This window comes from Cellvibrio sp. 25HG11W-0, from assembly GCF_057815475.1.
In genome coordinates, this window is the sequence record NZ_CM174230.1 from 3,121,400 (window position 1) to 3,141,237 (window position 19,838).

Annotated in this window: 12 protein-coding genes and 1 CRISPR repeat array; of the genes, 1 reads left to right on the forward strand and 11 read right to left on the reverse strand. The window is 45.3% G+C overall.

Annotated features, from left to right (window positions below):
* Positions 1-24 precede the first annotated feature (24 nt).
* Positions 25-696 (forward strand): UPF0149 family protein, encoded by a 672-nt coding sequence (locus AC0KUT_RS13060; protein WP_488830524.1) that lies wholly within the window; start codon positions 25-27, stop codon positions 694-696.
* Positions 697-1,015: 319 nt separating this feature from the next.
* Positions 1,016-5,421: direct repeats of the CRISPR family, unit length 28 nt; unit sequence TTTCTAAGCTGCCTTCGCGGCAGTGAAC.
* A gap of 172 nt (positions 5,422-5,593) precedes the next feature.
* Here the strand turns inward: AC0KUT_RS13060 and cas6f are convergent.
* From cas6f to AC0KUT_RS13115, 11 genes are all read right to left on the reverse strand, one after another.
* Positions 5,594-6,145: a type I-F CRISPR-associated endoribonuclease Cas6/Csy4 gene (cas6f, locus tag AC0KUT_RS13065; RefSeq protein WP_488830525.1), complete on the reverse strand. Its 552-nt coding sequence runs from the start codon at positions 6,143-6,145 to the stop codon at positions 5,594-5,596.
* Positions 6,146-6,154: 9 nt separating this feature from the next.
* Positions 6,155-7,165: a type I-Fv CRISPR-associated protein Cas5fv gene (gene cas5fv / locus AC0KUT_RS13070; RefSeq protein WP_488830528.1), complete on the reverse strand. Its 1,011-nt coding sequence runs from the start codon at positions 7,163-7,165 to the stop codon at positions 6,155-6,157.
* Between the two features lie 8 nt (positions 7,166-7,173).
* Positions 7,174-8,121, reverse strand: a complete 948-nt coding sequence (gene cas7fv / locus AC0KUT_RS13075; protein WP_488830530.1) for a type I-Fv CRISPR-associated protein Cas7fv — start codon at positions 8,119-8,121, stop codon at positions 7,174-7,176.
* A gap of 3 nt (positions 8,122-8,124) precedes the next feature.
* The gene (locus AC0KUT_RS13080; RefSeq protein ID WP_488830532.1) at positions 8,125-11,058 is read right to left on the reverse strand and encodes a CRISPR-associated endonuclease Cas3''; all 2,934 of its coding nucleotides are present in this window, start codon (positions 11,056-11,058) and stop codon (positions 8,125-8,127) included.
* Positions 11,055-12,059 carry a type I-F CRISPR-associated endonuclease Cas1f gene (cas1f, locus tag AC0KUT_RS13085; RefSeq protein ID WP_488830534.1) on the reverse strand — a complete coding sequence of 335 codons (1,005 nt, stop codon included), beginning with the start codon at positions 12,057-12,059 and terminating at the stop codon, positions 11,055-11,057. Before cas1f ends, AC0KUT_RS13080 begins: the two co-directional genes overlap by 4 nt.
* Positions 12,060-12,183: 124 nt before the next feature.
* Positions 12,184-13,035, reverse strand: coding sequence for a WYL domain-containing protein (locus AC0KUT_RS13090; protein ID WP_488830535.1), 852 nt, complete (start codon positions 13,033-13,035; stop codon positions 12,184-12,186).
* Positions 13,036-13,211: 176 nt separating this feature from the next.
* On the reverse strand, positions 13,212-13,931 hold the full coding sequence (locus tag AC0KUT_RS13095) for a ZIP family metal transporter (protein WP_488830537.1): 720 nt from the start codon (positions 13,929-13,931) through the stop codon (positions 13,212-13,214).
* A 293-nt stretch (positions 13,932-14,224) separates the two neighbouring features.
* Complete coding sequence (locus AC0KUT_RS13100; protein WP_488830539.1) at positions 14,225-15,433, reverse strand: polysaccharide lyase family 7 protein; 1,209 nt, start codon at positions 15,431-15,433, stop codon at positions 14,225-14,227.
* 654 nt (positions 15,434-16,087) lie between these two features.
* Complete coding sequence (locus AC0KUT_RS13105; protein WP_488830541.1) at positions 16,088-17,677, reverse strand: FGGY family carbohydrate kinase; 1,590 nt, start codon at positions 17,675-17,677, stop codon at positions 16,088-16,090.
* A gap of 106 nt (positions 17,678-17,783) precedes the next feature.
* Entirely contained in the window at positions 17,784-18,125 is a 342-nt protein-coding gene (locus tag AC0KUT_RS13110) for a DUF1820 family protein (RefSeq protein WP_488830543.1), read from the reverse strand.
* Between the two features lie 137 nt (positions 18,126-18,262).
* Complete coding sequence (locus AC0KUT_RS13115) at positions 18,263-19,810, reverse strand: DHA2 family efflux MFS transporter permease subunit (protein WP_488830545.1); 1,548 nt, start codon at positions 19,808-19,810, stop codon at positions 18,263-18,265.
* Positions 19,811-19,838 lie beyond the last annotated feature (28 nt).

Consider the following 19,838-nt stretch of genomic DNA (forward strand, 5'->3'; position numbering starts at 1 on the left):
GCGGCCCATTAAAGAGCCCAGTTTATGAACCCCAGCCCCTTCACCGATGCCGCCATAGAATTCATCGACACCATTCTCGCCCGTGCACACCACAATGAAGATGCGGTACAAAACTGCTCAGAGCTGGATGGTTTCTTAACCGGGATAGTCTCAAGCCCCGACGCCATAATGCCCAGCGAATGGCTCAGCGCCATCTGGGGCGACCAAGAACCGGAAGGTGTCGATGAAGCCGAACTAGACCGTTTCATTACACTGCTCATCGACCAAATGAACTTTATTGGCGCCGCCCTCATAGACGGCTCAGACGACTTCGACCCCCTCTTCTTTGAATACGAAGAAGACGGCAAAACCCTAATAGACGCCGAAGAATGGTGCCTAGGCTATGTGCGCGCCGTTGAATTACGCGCAGAACAATGGGAAGAAATTCCCGATGCCGAAGCCGGCGACCTCGCCACCATCACCTACTTCGCCGGCCCTGACCAATTCACCGGTGCCGAAACCCTCACCCCAGACGAACTCGAAGAACTCAAAAACCACCTCCAATACGCCGCCCAAAGCCTCTACACCTACTGGCTCAACCAACGCGCCAACGCCCAAGCCAACCGCACCCCCTTCATTCGCGACGCCGCCAAAATTGGCCGCAATGACCCCTGCGTATGCGGCAGCGGGAAAAAGTTTAAAAAGTGTTGTGGGTGATAGTCGGGTTGATTGCACCAAGCGCAGTAGAGTCTCAGTTTTGGCTACATCGGTCATTTGTTGCATGCCATCTTCAGCGAGCAGTTTCAACTGGTGACAATCTGTAACCAGTTGACTCCCTTCTTCATTTAAACGCTCTTTAAGCTTATTACAATACTTGCGCGCCGTTTGATAATCAGGCTGCTGCGTAAGTACCTGCACAATATCTATCACCGAGAACCACCATATTTCCGACTCCTCGTCATACAGGCGGCGGATGGCGTAGTTTTCGAAAAGGCGACATTGAGGCCACCCACCAAAAACGCGCTAGAAATAGGTTTTTTTAAACTACCTTCGCGGCAGTGAACGTGCAATGAACACCGCAGTTCTTTCGGCGTGATTTCTAAGCTGCCTTCGCGGCAGTGAACCGGATCAGCGCCTTCACCTGGTTCCCAAATTGTTTCTAAGCTGCCTTCGCGGCAGTGAACGCAACTTGAAAATAGTTATGCTCAAGTAAATCTTTCTAAGCTGCCTTCGCGGCAGTGAACGATTGTCCTCCCGCTGCTGGAACACTTCAAGCTTTCTAAGCTGCCTTCGCGGAAGTGAACAAATGATAGACACAAGCGAATTGCAAGCAATCTTTCTAAGCTGCCTTCGCGGCAGTGAACAGACCCGGCAGATGACGCAAACCGTTTGCTGTTTTCTAAGCTGCCTTCGCGGCAGTGAACAAACGCCGCGCTGAACACTCTTAATTTTTGATTTTCTAAGCTGCCTTCGCGGCAGTGAACATCACAATAAAAAGCTTTTTATTTCGTCTATATTTCTAAGCTGCCTTCGCGGCAGTGAACTTCTGGGGCCTTTAAAATATTTCCCATCGACTTTTCTAAACTGCCTTCGCGGCAGTGAACTTCAATGCGTAGCCTAAAGCACCTGCAAAGGCATTTCTAAGCTGCCTTCGCGGCAGTGAACCACCCGTCGCAAAACCCTCGCAAAAAATCAGATTTCTAAGCTGCCTTCGCGGCAGTGAACAGAGAATTGAGCGAGCTGGCTGATGCGTAGTATTTCTAAGCTGCCTTCGCGGCAGTGAACACAGCGCGCGGGTTCACTGAGATAACGCAGCATTTCTAAGCTGCCTTCGCGGCAGTGAACTCACAGCAAAAAAAATCGAAGCAACAAAAATCTTTCTAAGCTGCCTTCGCGGCAGTGAACTTATCAGCGGGCCAGCGGTAAACGCTCATAATTTTCTAAGCTGCCTTCGCGGCAGTGAACACAGCCGCAACACTCGACGAAGAACTCCCATCTTTCTAAGCTGCCTTCGCGGCAGTGAACCAAAGGATTTTTTACTTACAAATTCATCAGCCTTTCTAAGCTGCCTTCGCGGCAGTGAACCAAAGATTTTTCGCACTGCTCTTTGTTAACCATTTCTAAGCTGCCTTCGCGGCAGTGAACCCAAAAGAAAGTATTTATCCCGCAGATTTACCTTTCTAAGCTGCCTTCGCGGCAGTGAACCCGTGAGTAGTCGTGTGGTGACCTATTGCTTATTTCTAAGCTGCCTTCGCGGCAGTGAACGTTGACGCCTTAACAAAAGCTAAGCATGAGTTTTTCTAAGCTGCCTTCGCGGCAGTGAACTTTTGCCCCTTGTCGCCCCGCGCCACAGTTTTCTTCTAAGCTGCCTTCGCGGCAGTGAACTCGGTTGGTAATGCATATATGAACGCTAATCATTTCTAAGCTGCCTTCGCGGCAGTGAACAAATCCGTTTAATGAATCGGACGCATACGCAATTTCTAAGCTGCCTTCGCGGCAGTGAACTAAACAACGCGCGCAGACCGTCACCCAGTACATTTCTAAGCTGCCTTCGCGGCAGTGAACTTTCATGCACCCAATCACTACCCGCCGTTAATTTTCTAAGCTGCCTTCGCGGCAGTGAACTAGCCAGCAGTTGAAAAAGCGTTCTTAATTGATTTCTAAGCTGCCTTCGCGGCAGTGAACCAGCGGCGCAAGTTATCACGTCTATCAACTCATTTCTAAGCTGCCTTCGCGGCAGTGAACGTTTTTCTCATTCTTTTCCTAACTTCAATGTTTTTCTAAGCTGCCTTCGCGGCAGTGAACCTGATCAGCCGCAAAAATGTTTTGGCTTAATATTTCTAAGCTTCCTTCGCGGCAGTGAACAATAATGCCAAGCACGCTAAGGCTGACAGACTTTTCTAAGCTGCCTTCGCGGCAGTGAACTACGCTTGCGAGAATCATCACCGAGAGATACATTTCTAAGCTGCCTTCGCGGCAGTGAACTACCGTATGTTATTTGTTTTACCTTTTTGAAATTTCTAAGCTGCCTTCGCGGCAGTGAACGTGGCAATTAGTGGAGCGCAAAACTCAAATCATTTCTAAGCTGCCTTCGCGGCAGTGAACTCATCGCTGCAATAAGCGCCGCATATTGCAAATTTCTAAGCTGCCTTCGCGGCAGTGAACTGGTAATGATCGTATTTCATGAAGGCTTGCCATTTCTAAGCTGCCTTCGCGGCAGTGAACTAGCTGCTGCCCACGCAAGTTTAATTTCTGTATTTCTAAGCTGCCTTCGCGGCAGTGAACAGTACATAAAAATCGCAGTGGCCAATGATTCATTTCTAAGCTGCCTTCGCGGCAGTGAACTCAAGCGCTTATTGTTGATTTCGGGATTTTGCTTTCTAAGCTGCCTTCGCGGCAGTGAACACGGCGCTTGATGTTACCGCAGCTGAACTTACTTTCTAAGCTGCCTTCGCGGCAGTGAACCGAAACTGGCGGCGATGGCTCAGGCGGTGGTGTTTCTAAGCTGCCTTCGCGGCAGTGAACAGGGAAACATGCTCTCAACTCATTTAAAACGCTTTCTAAGCTGCCTTCGCGGCAGTGAACGTGTAACAAATTCTTTGTCGTCTGTAATGGAATTTCTAAGCTGCCTTCGCGGCAGTGAACTGGCGAACACCTTAGATGCCGACAATGAAGATTTTCTAAGCTGCCTTCGCGGCAGTGAACTTTCGCGCTCTGACTTAAAGCGCGCATCTACTTTTCTAAGCTGCCTTCGCGGCAGTGAACCTGCAGAAACAAAACTTGCGTGTTCCGCAGACTTTCTAAGCTGCCTTCGCGGCAGTGAACACCAAGGGCTGCAGGGCGGTCGGGGTGCTGCATTTCTAAGCTGCCTTCGCGGCAGTGAACCGCTGGGTGCCGTGGCGACCGGTGGTGATGTATTTCTAAGCTGCCTTCGCGGCAGTGAACGCATGGCACCCTCCTGCCATGACAATTCCTGTTTTCTAAGCTGCCTTCGCGGCAGTGAACTTGTCATTTATAAAAAACGGGTGTTATCGCCATTTCTAAGCTGCCTTCGCGGCAGTGAACATAAAAGACGCTGCATGTGCTGGCGCATATATTTTCTAAGCTGCCTTCGCGGCAGTGAACACTCGCATCATTCATCACCCTTATTTTTTTTTCTAAGCTGCCTTCGCGGCAGTGAACGACACTCAGAATGGCGCAATCAAAATATGTTGTTTCTAAGCTGCCTTCGCGGCAGTGAACATAAAAAGCTGGGCTATTGGATTCTGCAGGCTTTTCTAAGCTGCCTTCGCGGCAGTGAACGTTGATTGGGCATATTTGAGAAATAGTGCTGTTTTCTAAGCTGCCTTCGCGGCAGTGAACTTTGCCTAGACTTGTCGGGAGACACTCAGAATTTTCTAAGCTGCCTTCGCGGCAGTGAACTAAGCAGACGCGCGGCGGCGTTGTATTTCTCTTTTCTAAGCTGCCTTCGCGGCAGTGAACGTCTCTAAATGCACTACGCAGCCCCCATTTTATTTCTAAGCTGCCTTCGCGGCAGTGAACTAGAGCCTTAAGCATGTTGTGGAATTTTAACAGTTTCTAAGCTGCCTTCGCGGCAGTGAACTCCGTTAATGCCCAAAGTGTGCCATTTATTGATTTCTAAGCTGCCTTCGCGGCAGTGAACACGCGGGGCGAGGGCAAGCCTCTTATGAAAAATTTCTAAGCTGCCTTCGCGGCAGTGAACTTCGCCCCTGATTTAACAACCTTGCAGCATTTTTTCTAAGCTGCCTTCGCGGCAGTGAACATCAGCGGGGAAGCTCGCTTGATTTATGGCAATTTCTAAGCTGCCTTCGCGGCAGTGAACGTATACAAATGACGCAACGAGCCGAACATTGTTTCTAAGCTGCCTTCGCGGCAGTGAACATTCTAGGTTGACGGGTGATATTGATGTAAATTTTCTAAGCTGCCTTCGCGGCAGTGAACTGAGCATCACGAGGCGTAGCACCCTCATAGATTTTCTAAGCTGCCTTCGCGGCAGTGAACGCTGGCTTGAACAAAAATCTGTGTATAGAAAATTTCTAAGCTGCCTTCGCGGCAGTGAACCGTTCAGCGCTAACTTTGCTAAGCACTATTTCTTTCTAAGCTGCCTTCGCGGCAGTGAACTGAAAGACCTGAGTTTAATGCTGTACTGAATTTTTCTAAGCTGCCTTCGCGGCAGTGAACACGAGTGTGTCTAAGTCGCAACTCGATCTAGTTTTCTAAGCTGCCTTCGCGGCAGTGAACTATTGAGTAGACAGCACTACCTATTCTAGCAATTTCTAAGCTGCCTTCGCGGCAGTGAACGCTCCCTATAACACTTTTAGCAACAAAGCGAATTTCTAAGCTGCCTTCGCGGCAGTGAACGACAGTAAGGTCACATATGCCAATCAACTAAATTTCTAAGCTGCCTTCGCGGCAGTGAACTAGATCTTACAAGCAAAAAAATAAGTTACAACAACCACTTACCTAATTTTTAAGGTTTTACCCTTTGTTTAGAGCGGCTTTGTAACCTATTGATTTTATTGCGCATTTTTAAAGAGCAATTTTACTTGGTTAATTTGGGTTAAACCGCGCTTTGGCGGTTTAACCCAGTATTTTAAAACCAAGGTACAGTGGCTGATTTAGATAACCCAAAATGATCAAAATCACCAACTTGCGCGGTCGACTGTAAATCGCCAAATTTAATGTAACGTCTATGTTTATGGCCATTAGAACTACTATCTAATTCCACATATGGATTATCCAACCCACGGGTAAACATTTTGGCCTTGTAGGCTTTGATGTCTACTGCCTCCATACCAGCCCTTTTGATTAAACGTTGAAGCTTGGCGTTAGACATTGTGGTCTGAATACGCGAAATAACACGATACTGCGCATTATCAGGCACAGTATTCACACCACTAACATCACAATAGCCTGCAAGCCCACCTAACCAATTTGCAGCAAGTAATTGCCCTAATCGCTCCGAATTAGAGTGCAGCCTAATTCGCGTACCCAACATGACACTCCAGCTAGGGAAGCTAACACCAACATCACTGGCTTGGAAATCACAAAGTGCTTTATGTAGCTTGGTATAAACCTTGTTCATCAATACATTTTCACGCATTTCTGCATCGGGCTTTAATACAATATCTAGGTAATAGTTCATTACGCCACCCTATACTCGAATTTTAGAAACGTAGGCCAGCCCTTTTTTACCGAGATAAAAAGCAGACACACCGGCATTCTCAATCATCGTTTTTATTTCTTGACCTTTTTGCTGATCAACATCAATTGTTATTTCAAGCTGACCGCTGGCTTTAGTTAAAATTGACGTTACCTCACCTTGCCCCTTCACTAATTTTTTTAACATAAATGGATTACCCCAAAGCATTTTTTTCTTACCTGAGGTAAAACGATCCATAAAGTCCTTTTTGGTAAACCCTCTTTTCGATATACCACTTATCCCTCCAGATTTAGTGAGTGCAGATGTCAAGTCAAAACGCTTAGTTAAGCGATTCAACTGCAGATAAAGCGCTGAACAATATAAAGAGGACGTTATAACTAAATCTTTATTATTAAGATAAATAGTTCCTGGGAAAAATGACTCCAAGGTCGTTAAAGCTTCCGCCACAAATCCATCATTATTTACAGGCTTTAATTTCTCCAACTCTTCCATTAATGCACAGGCATTTAGTGGGTCAGTATCAATCCCATCAATCACATTGGAATCATCATTAATAAAGGTACAAAGCGATTGCAAATCTAAAGCCAACACCCCCCAAAGTTCACGAGAGTAATCCGATGAAAACATTGGGTCACTTGATTTAATAATTCCGGTAAAGGAATTTTGGTCTGTACTTCCCTTCATGTTGCGGATGTATACAATCTCATTTGTCAGTAATGGTTTATCTTCAAAGCTAACCTTAGATTCAATATCCTCAAAAAAATAAAACCCAGAGGTTTTCATCTCTCTCGCTTGATACAACTTACGCTGATCTCCTATTAGCCGATTCAACAAACCCATAACGGTATCTAAGGTAACTTTTCTCTCGATAAAATTACCATCCTTTTTCAAGGTGGTCATTGAACCTAAATACTCTCGGCCATTTTTAGGAAGAGGACTATTATTGTCACCATCCAAAAAAGAATTTCGCCAAGAAGCTTCATACTCAATTTCAATTCGCATGAAAACCCCTACTTAGCGTAAAAATACACTGCAAATGATGACTCTGGATGTTCAGAAATTTCTGACTCATTCCTTTTTATACGCATCATTTTATTGCTATCGTTATAATCAACTTTTATTTCATCTACATACATATAGCTCTTTGCTTGCCTAATAGATAGGCTTTCTATCATTGATAGCGTATGTGTAATTAAAACTTTAATCGCATCATCATTTAGTAAAATCCCCACTTCCCCCTCTTCAAAAATAGTACCCTTACGAACATAATTAGGGTGGAAGGTAGCTTGCGGATTTAACTCTGGGTTAAGTGATTTTATAAAAACGGTAACTTCTTCAGCAATTTCTTCACCCTGACCTTCTTTAACAACTATTGCAGCACGATCAAACTTTCTATCCAGAGACACAAACTGCAACTGCTCGACACTTATTGAGCCATAAGATGTGTACTCAGTATCGCCAAATGTAGTTTTAGAAAAGAAAGACGAACTATCACGAGCACCAGCTTGGCCGTACTGTTCAAAATTACCATTACCTAACTGGTCTACAAAATCCTCAAGTAACAATGGGCTAGTACGCTTACATTGGCTAGATGGGACTACATACCCCCGAATTAATCCAGTGATAGACGAAATAACCAATTGTAAATTTTTTTCGCTGGCATAATGCAAATCAAATGCCTGATCTCTAAACAAGTGGTGCCTTATACAGTTTTGACTAATATACAAAGGCGTTTCCTTAAAATTAATATCGGTGGCTTCTTTTTTATATTTGTAGCCTGTTTCATCTTTAATTTTTCCGGTCAAATTGGTGTAGCCACGTAATTTAGGAAGTGTATGGTTATCCACTGTTTTTCCATCTCCACCATTCAAAGAGGTAGGCCCATTCCAATTCACTACCCCATGCCCTAAGGCTTTAATTTTAAAATCTACACTTTTAATTCCAGTTACTTTTTCCATGCTTTAATCCTCAAGGTCGGTTGTGTTGTTAATTTGGTTGATTGAAATTGCGCCTATTGGCTGTTTATCACACACAGCATAATATATTGCATGACTATGTCGTGCAGACTCACCACCCACTTGCTCTAAATCCTGCGTGATATAACTCAAATAAATGGGAAGCTCAGGATCTCTTGCCTCATTTAACAAAGTGAAATCGTTAAATGGTTTTATCCCACCCATAATGTTGTGATGCTTTTTAAACATATTCGCCACTAAATTTTGATCGCTTTTTCCATACCCATTTATTGCATTGGTAGAATAGGTTAAGTTGTCGATGTCAGTTACATCATCTAACGGCATTAAATAAGCATACTTATTTATAAACTCAGGTTTATAGCGATCATTTAAGTTGCAAATTGCCATTTGCACAAATCGATTGTCCCCCCTTAAGGAAGACTTACTTATTTTGGACCGGGATTTTTCCTGTGATTTTTTAGGCGGAACAACAATAGGATCTAGAACCTTCGAATTTATTGCTATAACACTAGATTTTAGAGAGCCAACCAAATCACCTTCTATATATTTTCTCGTATTATCTTTAGAATGAAACTCTCGATATAGATCGTAGATATCAACCAACCTAAACGATTTTTCATCCAGCTCATTTTTCAAAACTTGAAACCATGCCCTAACGGAACTTAACACATGCATGTGTGATAAAAAACGTGTAGCGGCGCTATTACCTTTTGCAGCAGCAATAGCCTCAGGTACAGCTAAACAGTAGGTGTTTTTTTCGTTTTTCCCGAACCGATCTAAACGCCCTAGTCGTTGCAAGCAATCTTCGGCGCTGGTAATTTCAGCCACCATATAATCACAGCTAATATTGAGTGACGCTTGGACTATTGGCCCACTACGCAATACCTCATACTTTCCTGTGCCGTCTTTCTTAAAACACTCATAAACTTCATCAAACCATTTACGCTTGTCACTTTTTTTGAATTTTGAATGTAACAAGATTGAATTTTCATCTAACTGATGGCGAATAAAACTATTCTGTGCAGTAAGCGCCATGTTACTGATTACAAATGTATTACCTTGCTGCCGAGTAAACAGAGGGTTGTTATCATCTAAAACACTATCGTTAAACAGCTTAAAATCCAATTGGTATTGACTGTGATTAAACGATGACATTACGACCATATCGTCTTTATCTATACCTAAAAGCTCTTCGACATAGGTGTAATGAGGTGTAGCAGAGACCAATAAGGTATTGGCAAGGATTTCCTTGGTTTGTTTGCAAGCCACAAGCTCTGCAAACAACAAATTAAAAGCCGACATATTTACATATTCGTGAAACTCATCAAACACCACGTGAGCATTCATAAAATCAACTAAGGTGTTAGCCTTGGTATGGCTAATTATTGATCCTAAAACTTGATCTATTGTAGTTATAACTACATCACCAGAAAAATACTCATCATCAGGCGTTAATTCCCCCCAATTGTTTAAAAACTTAAATTCACCCGTATTAATTTCAACCGTAGCACTAGGCAAGTAATTGTCACTGGTTAACTCATAGAACAACCCTTGGCAAACCTGCACTCTCGGGCAAACCCATATTATTTTTTGTGCATTCTTTAGCTTCGCCCACTCCAGCGCTATTTTTGTTTTCCCACATCCTGCTGCACCAGCCAATACTCCAACACCTTGTGCGTTATTAAGATTTTCAGCGGCCATCCGCTGCTGCTTACCTCTTTCGTCATCAGGAAAATTTTGTAAACACTGCTCAATATGAGAAATTAATGACGACTCTGGTAACAGTAAGTCAAGCACAACGTCATCCAAGGTTTTATTAATTAGTGCATCATGCAACTCAGTAGCATTTAACGATGACACAACTCGATCTGCTGTAATCACACATGTTCTGTATATATTATTGTCAGCATTTACTCTTACTGCCTTTGCATAATCTTGAACAGCTTCCTCTGGCTCGTAGTTTTTATAACTAGGCAATGGTGGAGCATCACTTAGGTCATCTGTACAGTCAATATCAAGTTCTTGATTATATATATCAGCCACCCTAGAGTTTGCTGCACCGCTATAACGCTTATCTATACCGGAGACCTGATTTAGCAATTTGGTAGCAGATACCAATATTTCATCAAGTGATTTTTCTTTTTGGTTAGCAGTTAGCTTTTTCGATATTAATTTATAAGATGAGAAGGCATCTTTTTCCTTACGATAGGGTTTTGCGTGGTGCCAATAGACAGCATGCTTAATAGCGTTCTTATTGGATTTATTCACCAACTTCAATAACGGGCTATCTACCAAATAACAAAGCAGCAGTGACACCTCATTATGCCGAGGATGCTTATCAAAACTAAATTTAACATCATCAACATGCTGGCCATCATCAGCAATAAAACCCCTTTTTTTAGGGTTAATAACCCAAGATTGAAAAATTGGATCTAATTTACCTAAATCGTGTAAGCATCCTGCTAAAAAACTTACTTTTAACGATTTTTCCTCTGCATTAGGCACCAATTTTTTATGCAGGGATTCTGCGACATACCCAACAGCAAACAAATGCTCGGCTAGTGGTTGCAGATGTGTATTGGCATATAAAATACCTGCTTTTGGCTTTTCACTTGGAACGTCCATTAAAACCTCTTTATCTGTATAGTTAACCGGTACAACCCCTTCCTCACTAAATTTATTCCTATTCCCCACCACCCATAAAAACTGACTGCGCGCACGCGATCTTATCCAGTGGCAGCTTACCGCCGTGCTTTTACTTGCCGTTTGGCGCAGCATTTTTTTAATAGCTAATAATCCGTCTTCGGTAATTACGGTTTGCCACGTGTTATCGCCAATGCGGTTGGCAAAGGCATCAAGCACGCGGCGTGTTTTTTTGAGGGCATTTTTTTCGCACTGGCTTACAAAGGTGACCATCATGTAAGACTTACCCCATAATTTTCCTGTGGGTTTTCCTCTTCTGCTTTGCCCTGCAATGCAACCAATTTCACTTGCTCGAACATAAAATCTAACGCTTTGTGTTTGGCGAACATTTGCAAGCACTGCTGGCGGAATTCTTGCTCTGTGGCGTTTTCTTTGGCGCAGATAAATGCGGTGGGCAGGACTATAGCGTCTTTGATGAGATCGGCAATATCGAACACCAAAGCACCGCGACGGGTTTTACCGTGCATAACAGCAAAGGCATGGGGTATGCCTAATACCCATAGGGTGCAGGCGGCTAGTCCATAGGCTAAATAATTGCCGTGGTTTAAAAAGCTATTGGCTTTGTCTGTACTATTATTTTGAGCGTCACGCTGGCGAGTAAAGTCGCCATGCTTGGTTGCATTGGCGGCAATTTTATAGAGCGTTTTGGTGAGCCTAGCCTCTTGCAAGAGTAAATCGGCTGGTTTTTGCGCGCTGATAATAGCGGTTGTGAAGGTGGTTAATGCTTGTTGGGTGTCTTTATCTTCCGCATTAAAGCCTTCGGCGATTAAATCCCTGTCGCTGCTCCAAAGTTTTTGTAAAAAGGCGATGCGCGCTTGCTGAAAATCCTTAGCGGCCTCTAGGCGCTTTTCGGCCTCAAACCAAAATCCCATCCAGCCTTGTAGGTATTGTGTGGGGCGATATTCACTTTGCGGGGTCATCCATTCTATTTCGCTACCCATGTAGAGCGGTGTGCCGCCACCACTGCAAAAACCTATTAGTACGCCCGCTTGGGCGAGCATGCGCACGGCGGCTTGGGTAATGGAGGTGCCCGTACCTAAAAGAATTACGGTGGTATTGGCTATGGGAATATTCCAGTATTGATTTTCTGCCTTAGCTTCCTTTAAGTACAAGACTCGGCCGTCCTTCTGCATTACGCGGCAATGCTCTAAATAGTAGAGGTTTGCGCGTTTTGAATGCAGTATTGCCTTTAAATCTGACGGGGATAGATCATTCACCTTAAAGCTCCATTTTATTTTCAATCACGTAACTTTACGCATTTTTCAATACGCCACAACACTGCGCATAAACACAGGTATACAAACTAGGCAGGTATTTAGCTATTACACCGCATTACAGCCATTAAGCGTCGAATAACCATGGTTTTATGTCTTGAGGGTTTACACATATTAATTGCTGGGCTTCGGGGGTGCCGTCGATAACTTTGATGCTGACTTGCAATTCGCGCAGGAGATATTGCACTAAACAGCCTTTAGTGGTGATGTGTAATTGGCCGTTTTGCATTTGGTAATCATTTTCTAAGACGGCGCGTTTAGCGGGGGATAAGCGCGTATCAGGCGCAAGTTTAATAATGACGGGAGTATTCCAAGCGGTGTCTTCGATTGCGGTATGTGTTGCTTTTTCCATCAGTTCTGGCGTGCCGCGAAAACGGCTTAAAACAAAATCGCGGTAGTCTCCACTTTTTTCGCACCATGCACGCAGGTGCCAGCGCAAACCGGTATTCACAAAACTGTGCGGCGAAATGATTCGGCCTTCGTGGTTGGGGTTGTTGAGCGATACATAATCCACCTCCAAGCGTTTTTGTTGGCGCATAGCTGTCACTATGCCGCGCATTACAAAAGGCGATATTTTTCGTGATGGAATTGAAAGTGATTCAGATAAATGATGCGTAGACGGCGCACTTACATGTCCGTGATGAAACCAGTAAAGGTATTCATCTGCAGCTGTAGTGATAAATAAGGGTGTGAAGCTTTCACTCGGTAAATGTGCTTTTTGTGATGCGTTGTACATGAGATTTTGCGGCGCGAATTCTTTGTAATTATTAAGTTCACTGCTGCTCTGCTGTCGGCTAAGGTCACAATAGTGTTTTAAGTCCTGAGCATTCACTCGCCCCTCCCAGTAGGCTAGCAATTCAATTAACCTAAATCGCGCTAGGGTTTTAGGGGGGAAATTGTGAATTATTATATTTTCCAAAACGCAGATCCTTTCATAGGGGTATATATTTTACTATTTATACCTTACTTCACACTTCATTTAGGTGTTTTCTAAATAATGCCCTCAGCTTTTACGTTAAGCCATCCTGAAAAATATTACATTGGAACATTGAAATGACAGTTCTAGCAGTTTAAATATCTGTATCACGAGAACATTCACCCACCCACAATCAACATATTACCCACCAAGCCCAACAAGAACCCAGCAACTGCGCCTAAGGCGGGCATGCCTTGGTGATTTACTTTAGATTCGGGCGCTATGTCTTGAAATACCAAATACAAAATCCCGGCGCTGGCGAAGAGCATTAAACCGCCCATAAGTTCGTGCTGTTGCGCCAATAGGTAATAGCCTATGGCGGCGGCGATTGGACCTACTAATGCTAAGCCCGCAAAAGCGACAACAATGGTATTTGAGCGCAGCTTTGCGCTGCTGCAAAGTTCTTCATAGGCGTTGAACCCTTCGGGCAGGTTTTGCAACACCATGAGCAGTACCAGTAATAAACCGAAGTTTTCACCGGCGGCGAAGGCGGCGCCTAGGGCAATAGCTTCGGGAATAAAGTCGGAGAGCATGGCGACTAGCTGACCTGCAGAACTTTTTAGTTTGTTTAAATAATTATCCAACCAATAAAAAAAGAGGCCGCCCGCCGCAAAGCAAAATGCCGCCGGTGCGGGGGTTAATTTACTTGTGCCTTCGGGAATTAATATTAAGGCCACTGCCGAGATGAGTGCGCCACCACCGAAGGCGACAATGAAATGACGCCAAGATGACCCCAAAATAGAAGGATGAATTAGATCAAGCCGCGCACAGAGCGCACCTATCGGCATAGCGGCGCCAGCGAGTAGGGATAATAAAAGAATATAAATAATTTCAGACATAGGATGTAGGCAAGACACTGTTAGGGTAGGCGCAATTAATATCGATGCGATTAATATCAGCACAGTTGATACAGGTGCAATTAACTTCGATGCACTTAAGATAGCCGCTATTTAGCACAATGGCATTACAGAGAGTAGCTATTGCATCGCAAGCATACAAACCTTGGCACATCTACCGCAATTGGCCATTAGCAGACCATAGGTTGAGTTTACCGCAAACTATGCCCTATAAAAAAACCGACCCACAAAAATGTGGGTCGGTTTTTTTACAGCTGCTTAAGGTGAATTAGACGTTATTGGCGACTGTAAGACACGTTACTCATGGTGATGGTTGCGGTGGTGATGCCAAACTTGGTGTAGCAGGACGCAAAGTCTGAACACTTAGCGCTGCCTACTGGGTCTTGCGATTGGAGGTAGTTACCAAACTTAAGATAAGAAGCGCCGCCGTCAGCTACGGTTAGGGTTTTAGATTTGGAGAAGGCAGATACGGTTACCTTGCCGTAGTTGTTGGTAGAGGTAAGCGTAAAACTTTCACCAGTTTTGATGGTGCCCAATGCGTATTTTTCTTCACTGCCGCCGCTGGCGGGCAACATGCGTACATAGACATCAAAAATACCGTCTTTGGCAACGCTGTTGATAAAACCAGACTCATCACTGTCGGACACATACACTTTTACGATAGTACCTGTGTCTTCGGCGTGGTATTGCAGTGCAATTAATTTACCGCCTTTCGACAGGTCTACTTTTACATCCGCTTTAAAGTATTCGTAATTTTTAGTCATGCCCTGGCGCAAATCTTTAATGAGTTTTAATTCATGACGCCAGCCATTGCCGTTAGAGGTGACAACTTTTTCTACCAGTGCTTTAAACACCATGGAATTGCCGTTAACAAAAGGGCTGCTGCCTTCTGCTTCAAAGTTAGTGTAAAGCGCTGCGGGAATTGTGCCGCCGCTAGCCACTGAGCTAGCGCTAACGCTGGATTTAATACTAGAACTTGCAGTAGACGCAGTAGAACTTGCAGTGGAACTGGTCGCGCCGCCTAGGGTGTTGATATCGACTTCCGTCAAGCTGATCCAATTATTGGAGGTGTTGCCGTGGCCAATAATTTTTACATAGCGACCCGCGGTATCGGTGATATTAAATTCTTGTTGGCTGTTGGTTTTTTTGGGCTGAGTACCATAGAAAACGGTGCTCCAATATTTGTTGTCGGTGGAAACTTGAATCTCAATGGTGGATGTACGATCTGCGCCTTTGTAGAAGGCGATAGAGAGGTCATCAATAGTGAAGGACTGACCTAAGTCGTATTTGATCCATTGGCCGTCGCCATTAGCAGACCAGCGAGTATTGAGATTATTGTCGATAGTGTTGGTAGCGACATTGCCGTCGGAACCACTTGATGTAACGGTGAGCGCCATAGCACTGGTGCTTACCAATAGGCTGCCAATAAACGCGGCATAGCTAAGCGGGCGCAAAAAAGTGCCCATAAAAGTATTTGCTGTCATGGTTTTTACCCTTGTTTGATAAATGTGATTATTGTGTTGATTTATTTTTTTGGTGCTTGCTCCACCCCGCTTTACTAGTAGCTAAGAGAGCACTGGCGACAAGCTATCTACACATGCCTCCGCAGAGGAAAAACAGTGAAGACCAAAAAATAGTACCACATTGTAATAACAAAAATGCCAACAATTATTACAATTTGGTAATTGGTAAGCCCATTTAATTACCAAATAAAATCCTTAAATTGGTAATAATATATCATCCACTTTAATTACCAATAATCGCAGCATAAAAATACAGATGTCGACAGAGGGCTTATAGTCTATTTGATAAAAACCAATTTAGCCGTGAGGGAGAATCGTTAAAAGCGATTGAAATATAAGGATTTTAATAAGTAAGACGGGAAGTAAAAACGTGCAGGAATAATGAATACCACACAAAAATGTGAGCAGTTTAGCGGCAGACCCTAACCACCGAGATGGCGAATTTTACTGCCTCCAACCGAAAGCAATAATAGAGAAAGTAATAATAGTCAAAACAATAATAGAGGCGCCAAAAAGCCTTTGATTAAAAATATCAGCAGCACAGCAGCGGGGAATTATGGGTATACAAAAGCCAGTGCCAGCCAACACCTTACCCGCACATATGAACAAGGGTGACTAAGATTCATTTAGCCAATGCTCCATCGCTTTTTTCCACAGTGTAAAACGCTGTGCAAGCTGCTCATTTTTATTGGGTATAAAAATATCGCATTGCAACTGTGGTGCCCAGGTCGCAGGCATGGCGGCAGCAAGGTAGCCTATACCTTGCAGGGTTCCATCGCTGTTGTCACTGCGCTCTACTTTTATATGTGTGAGATCGGCGAACTTTTGGCAGAGCGCATCGGCTTTGCTGAAACCGCCGCTGATGATGATGCTGCGTGCTGCGCCGAGTGATTCCATGCGCTGAATATTAATGACGCATTGAAATAAAACACTTTCGAGCCACGCAAGAATTTTTTCATGTGGGCTTAAGTTATCGCTAAAGCGCGAATGTAAATCTGTTCGCCAATAAGGCGCGCTTAAACCACCGACCGCATTTAAAAAATAACATTCATGAGTTGGATTTAAGCCGAGCGCTTGCTGCATGTCTGCGGGAGTGACGGCAAGGCCGGTGTGTTCTTGCAGGTAGGCAGTGGCTGCTGCTGCGCCGTTGACGGTGGCTTCCCACGCGTAGAGTGGTTCATAGGCGTAGAGCGATTCGGATGAGCTGTTTTCTGTTTGCGACACGCTGGTAAATTCTGCTTGGTAACAGGTGGGCGATGAGACTTCTATTATTGGATGAGCCTGAGCGTTAACAGCCGAGGGCTGCGGCAACCAGAGCGGGCTGACTAACAGCCCTGTAGGCGCTTGCATATTTTTACTGAGGCGCTGGATGAATGCACCTGTGCCGAGATTCAGGTAAATGCTGTCGCCCGCCGGGGTGCCACGAGCAAATAAAGAGGCGCCTTGATCGCGCGCGCTGGCGCCAAAAGGAATGCTGTGGGTACCGAGCTGTAATTCGCCAAAGTGCTGATTGTGGTAGCGGCATTCTGGCAACAGTGTCGCGGGAATTTTAAATTCTGCGAGCAGCGTTTCATCCCATTGATTGCGCGCTAGGTTCCATAGGAGCGTGCGCTGCGCGTGGCCGGGATCTACTTGGTTTTTTGGGCCGAGCAAGTGCCAAAATATATAGCTGACGATGGGGCCTATAGTTAAACAATTGTCGACGCGAGCTTGAATTACCGCTCGATCATGCTCTAAACACCAGCGAATTTTGCTGGCGCCATAGTGTGGCGATAAACGCAGGCCCGTTTTAGCTTGCACTTGCTCTTGGGTGAGCGCGCAGCCGTTGATATAGGCTTCGCCGCGAATATCTTGCCAACTGAGTACCGGCGTTAAAGCTGCTCCGGTTTGATTATCCCAACAGAGTAGCGATGAGCCCTGCCCTGCAAACCCAGCGCCTTTTATGCGCGTTACCTCACCCCCAAGAAATTCAGTGATATTGGCGAGACAGCTGCGAATGCCCGCTAAAATTTCTTCGCCGTCTTGCTCAATAAATTCTTGCGGCTGACTATTGCTTTGCTGGCAATTGCCATACTGTATTTGGCGGTGTTGGGTAGCGCAGGGAGCAGAGTAAACACATACACAATTTCCCTTTATATCAAACAGGGCTAGGCGCGTGCTTTGGCCGCCTTGATCTATGGCGAGATACAAATTGTTGTTGAGCATGGGCCGCGTCTCTGAGTGTTATTGGTTTTGAGTGTAGGCGGATTTTGTTTTGAGAGATAGCAAAACGCCCAGACTAAGCTGGGCGTTTTGAGTGTTGCCAAGATATTTATTCGCCCAAATTGGGGTTGGGAATAAAACCACCGTAGGGGAATTGCGCGATTTTGTCGCTGCCGCCTTTGATGTCGCTAATTTTGGCGGGGCCTTCTTTTTCTACTTCATCGATGCGCACTATGGCGTGCATCGGAATATAAGAACGTTTTACACCGGCAAATTCGTTTTTGAGCTTTTCTTCTGCGGGGTCAACCACTAGCTGGCTGCGCTCGCCAAACACAAACTCTTCAATTTCAATAAAGCCGTACATTTCACTTTGATAAATCGCGGAGCAAAAGACTTCGTAAACCTGACCCTGGTTAAGAAAAATCACTTTGTAAACGGGTTTAACTGCCATAAGACTCTCTAAAAGTTTACTGATACTAAAAACATACTGATTTGGAAACCAGCGATTCACTGGCCTCGACAAAGGGCGCGCAGCATAGCACACCTTTTGGCTATTCTCCCCCAAGCTGCACAGTTTTTAAACAGACTTTACTCTAGCGCTGCCACTGGGTTTTCGGCTTTTAGCTGCTTTTTGGGGCTGCGCATTAAGAACAGCAAGGGCAAGGCCGCGAGGGTTATCCACATCATGAGGTAGAAGTCCTGCAAGTAGGCGAGCGTGGCGGCCTGCCGCTGCACCTCGCCGTTAATGGCGACCAAGCCCTGCGTGGTGTGAATATTCCAATAGCCCGACTCGCCCACTTTGGCGAGGGCTTGGTTGTAGGGCGTTATGTAATCGGCAAAGGCGGCGTGGTTCTTTTGAATATTTTGCTGTAGCTGTGCAATCACTACCGAGATACCAATGCTGGAGCCGATATTACGGGTGAGGCTGAACAGCGCCGTGCCCTCATTGCGGAAGCGTGCATCGAGCGTGGAGAAGGTGACGGTAGACAGCGGCACAAAGATAAAGCCCAAGCCTATACCTTGCACTACGCTGGTTCTGATGATGTCCCAGCTGGTAATTTCCGTGGTGAAGCGCGCCATTTCCCACAGGGATATGGCCGTGAGCATTAGGCCAAAAAAGATTTGCTGGCGCGGGTCGATTTTGCCCGAGAGCTTGCCCACTAACATCATAGCAAGCATCACCCCCACCCCACGCGGCGCCATGACAAGGCCGACATCTATGACCGGATAACCCATCAGGCTTTGCAGGAACGGCGGTAAGAGCGCCATGGTCGCCAGTAATATAATGCCCACGATAAACATAAACACCATACCGACGGAGAAGTTGCGATCCTTAAAAATTGCCGGTTCGATAAAAGGATTTTTGTGAGTGAATATATGGGCGATAAACCAATAGAAGCCAAGACACAGCAGCCCACACTCGATGATGATTTCGCGGTTATTGAACCAATCGAGGGTTTCGCCGCGATCCAGCATCATTTGCAAAGCGCCTATACCCAAACTCAAGAAGGCAAAACCGAGCAGGTCGAACTTGCGCTCCGGCTTTAGCTCGGTTTCTTTTATCGAACTGAGAATGCCCACTAGGGCCAAAATGCCAAAAGGCAAGTTGATATAAAACACCCAGCGCCAGCTGTAATACTCGGTGAGCCAGCCACCTAGGGTGGGCCCGAGTATCGGCCCTAACATCACCCCCATACCCCACATCGCCATAGCCGAACCATGTTTTTCGCGCGGGTAGCTGTCGAGCAAAATAGATTGGGATAAGGGCACAAGCGCGGCCCCAAAAACACCCTGCAATAAACGGAATAGCACTATTTGCGGCAGGTTTTGCGCTGCGCCACAGAGCATTGAGGCGATGGTAAAACCCACGACCGACCAAACAAACAAACGTTTGCGCCCAAACTTATCGGCTAAAAAACCGGTGAGTGGCAAGAAAATAGCGGCGGCGACAATGTAAGAGGTCAGCACCCAGGAGATTTGATCCTGTGTGGCTGACATGCTGCCCTGCATATGCGGCAAGGCCACATTGGCGATAGTCGTATCCAGCGCCTGCATAATCGTCGCCAGCATCACCGATATGGTGATCAGCCCGCGTTTGGCATTGCCCGTAGCGGTGGCTATTTCAGAATTGCTCATGTCTGTCGTTCACCCAAGAGTTAAGTCG

Bases quoted from the DNA above. Each gene is read 5' to 3' on its own strand.
- AC0KUT_RS13060 (WP_488830524.1), top strand. From the start codon at position 25: ATGAACCCCAGCCCCTTCACCGATGCCGCCATAGAATTCATCGACACC.
- cas6f (WP_488830525.1), bottom strand. From the start codon at position 6,145: ATGAACTATTACCTAGATATTGTATTAAAGCCCGATGCAGAAATGCGT.
- cas5fv (WP_488830528.1), bottom strand. From the start codon at position 7,165: ATGCGAATTGAAATTGAGTATGAAGCTTCTTGGCGAAATTCTTTTTTG.
- cas7fv (WP_488830530.1), bottom strand. From the start codon at position 8,121: ATGGAAAAAGTAACTGGAATTAAAAGTGTAGATTTTAAAATTAAAGCC.
- AC0KUT_RS13080 (WP_488830532.1), bottom strand. From the start codon at position 11,058: ATGATGGTCACCTTTGTAAGCCAGTGCGAAAAAAATGCCCTCAAAAAA.
- AC0KUT_RS13095 (WP_488830537.1), bottom strand. From the start codon at position 13,931: ATGTCTGAAATTATTTATATTCTTTTATTATCCCTACTCGCTGGCGCC.
- AC0KUT_RS13100 (WP_488830539.1), bottom strand. From the start codon at position 15,433: ATGACAGCAAATACTTTTATGGGCACTTTTTTGCGCCCGCTTAGCTAT.
- AC0KUT_RS13105 (WP_488830541.1), bottom strand. From the start codon at position 17,677: ATGCTCAACAACAATTTGTATCTCGCCATAGATCAAGGCGGCCAAAGC.
- AC0KUT_RS13110 (WP_488830543.1), bottom strand. From the start codon at position 18,125: ATGGCAGTTAAACCCGTTTACAAAGTGATTTTTCTTAACCAGGGTCAG.
- AC0KUT_RS13115 (WP_488830545.1), bottom strand. From the start codon at position 19,810: ATGAGCAATTCTGAAATAGCCACCGCTACGGGCAATGCCAAACGCGGG.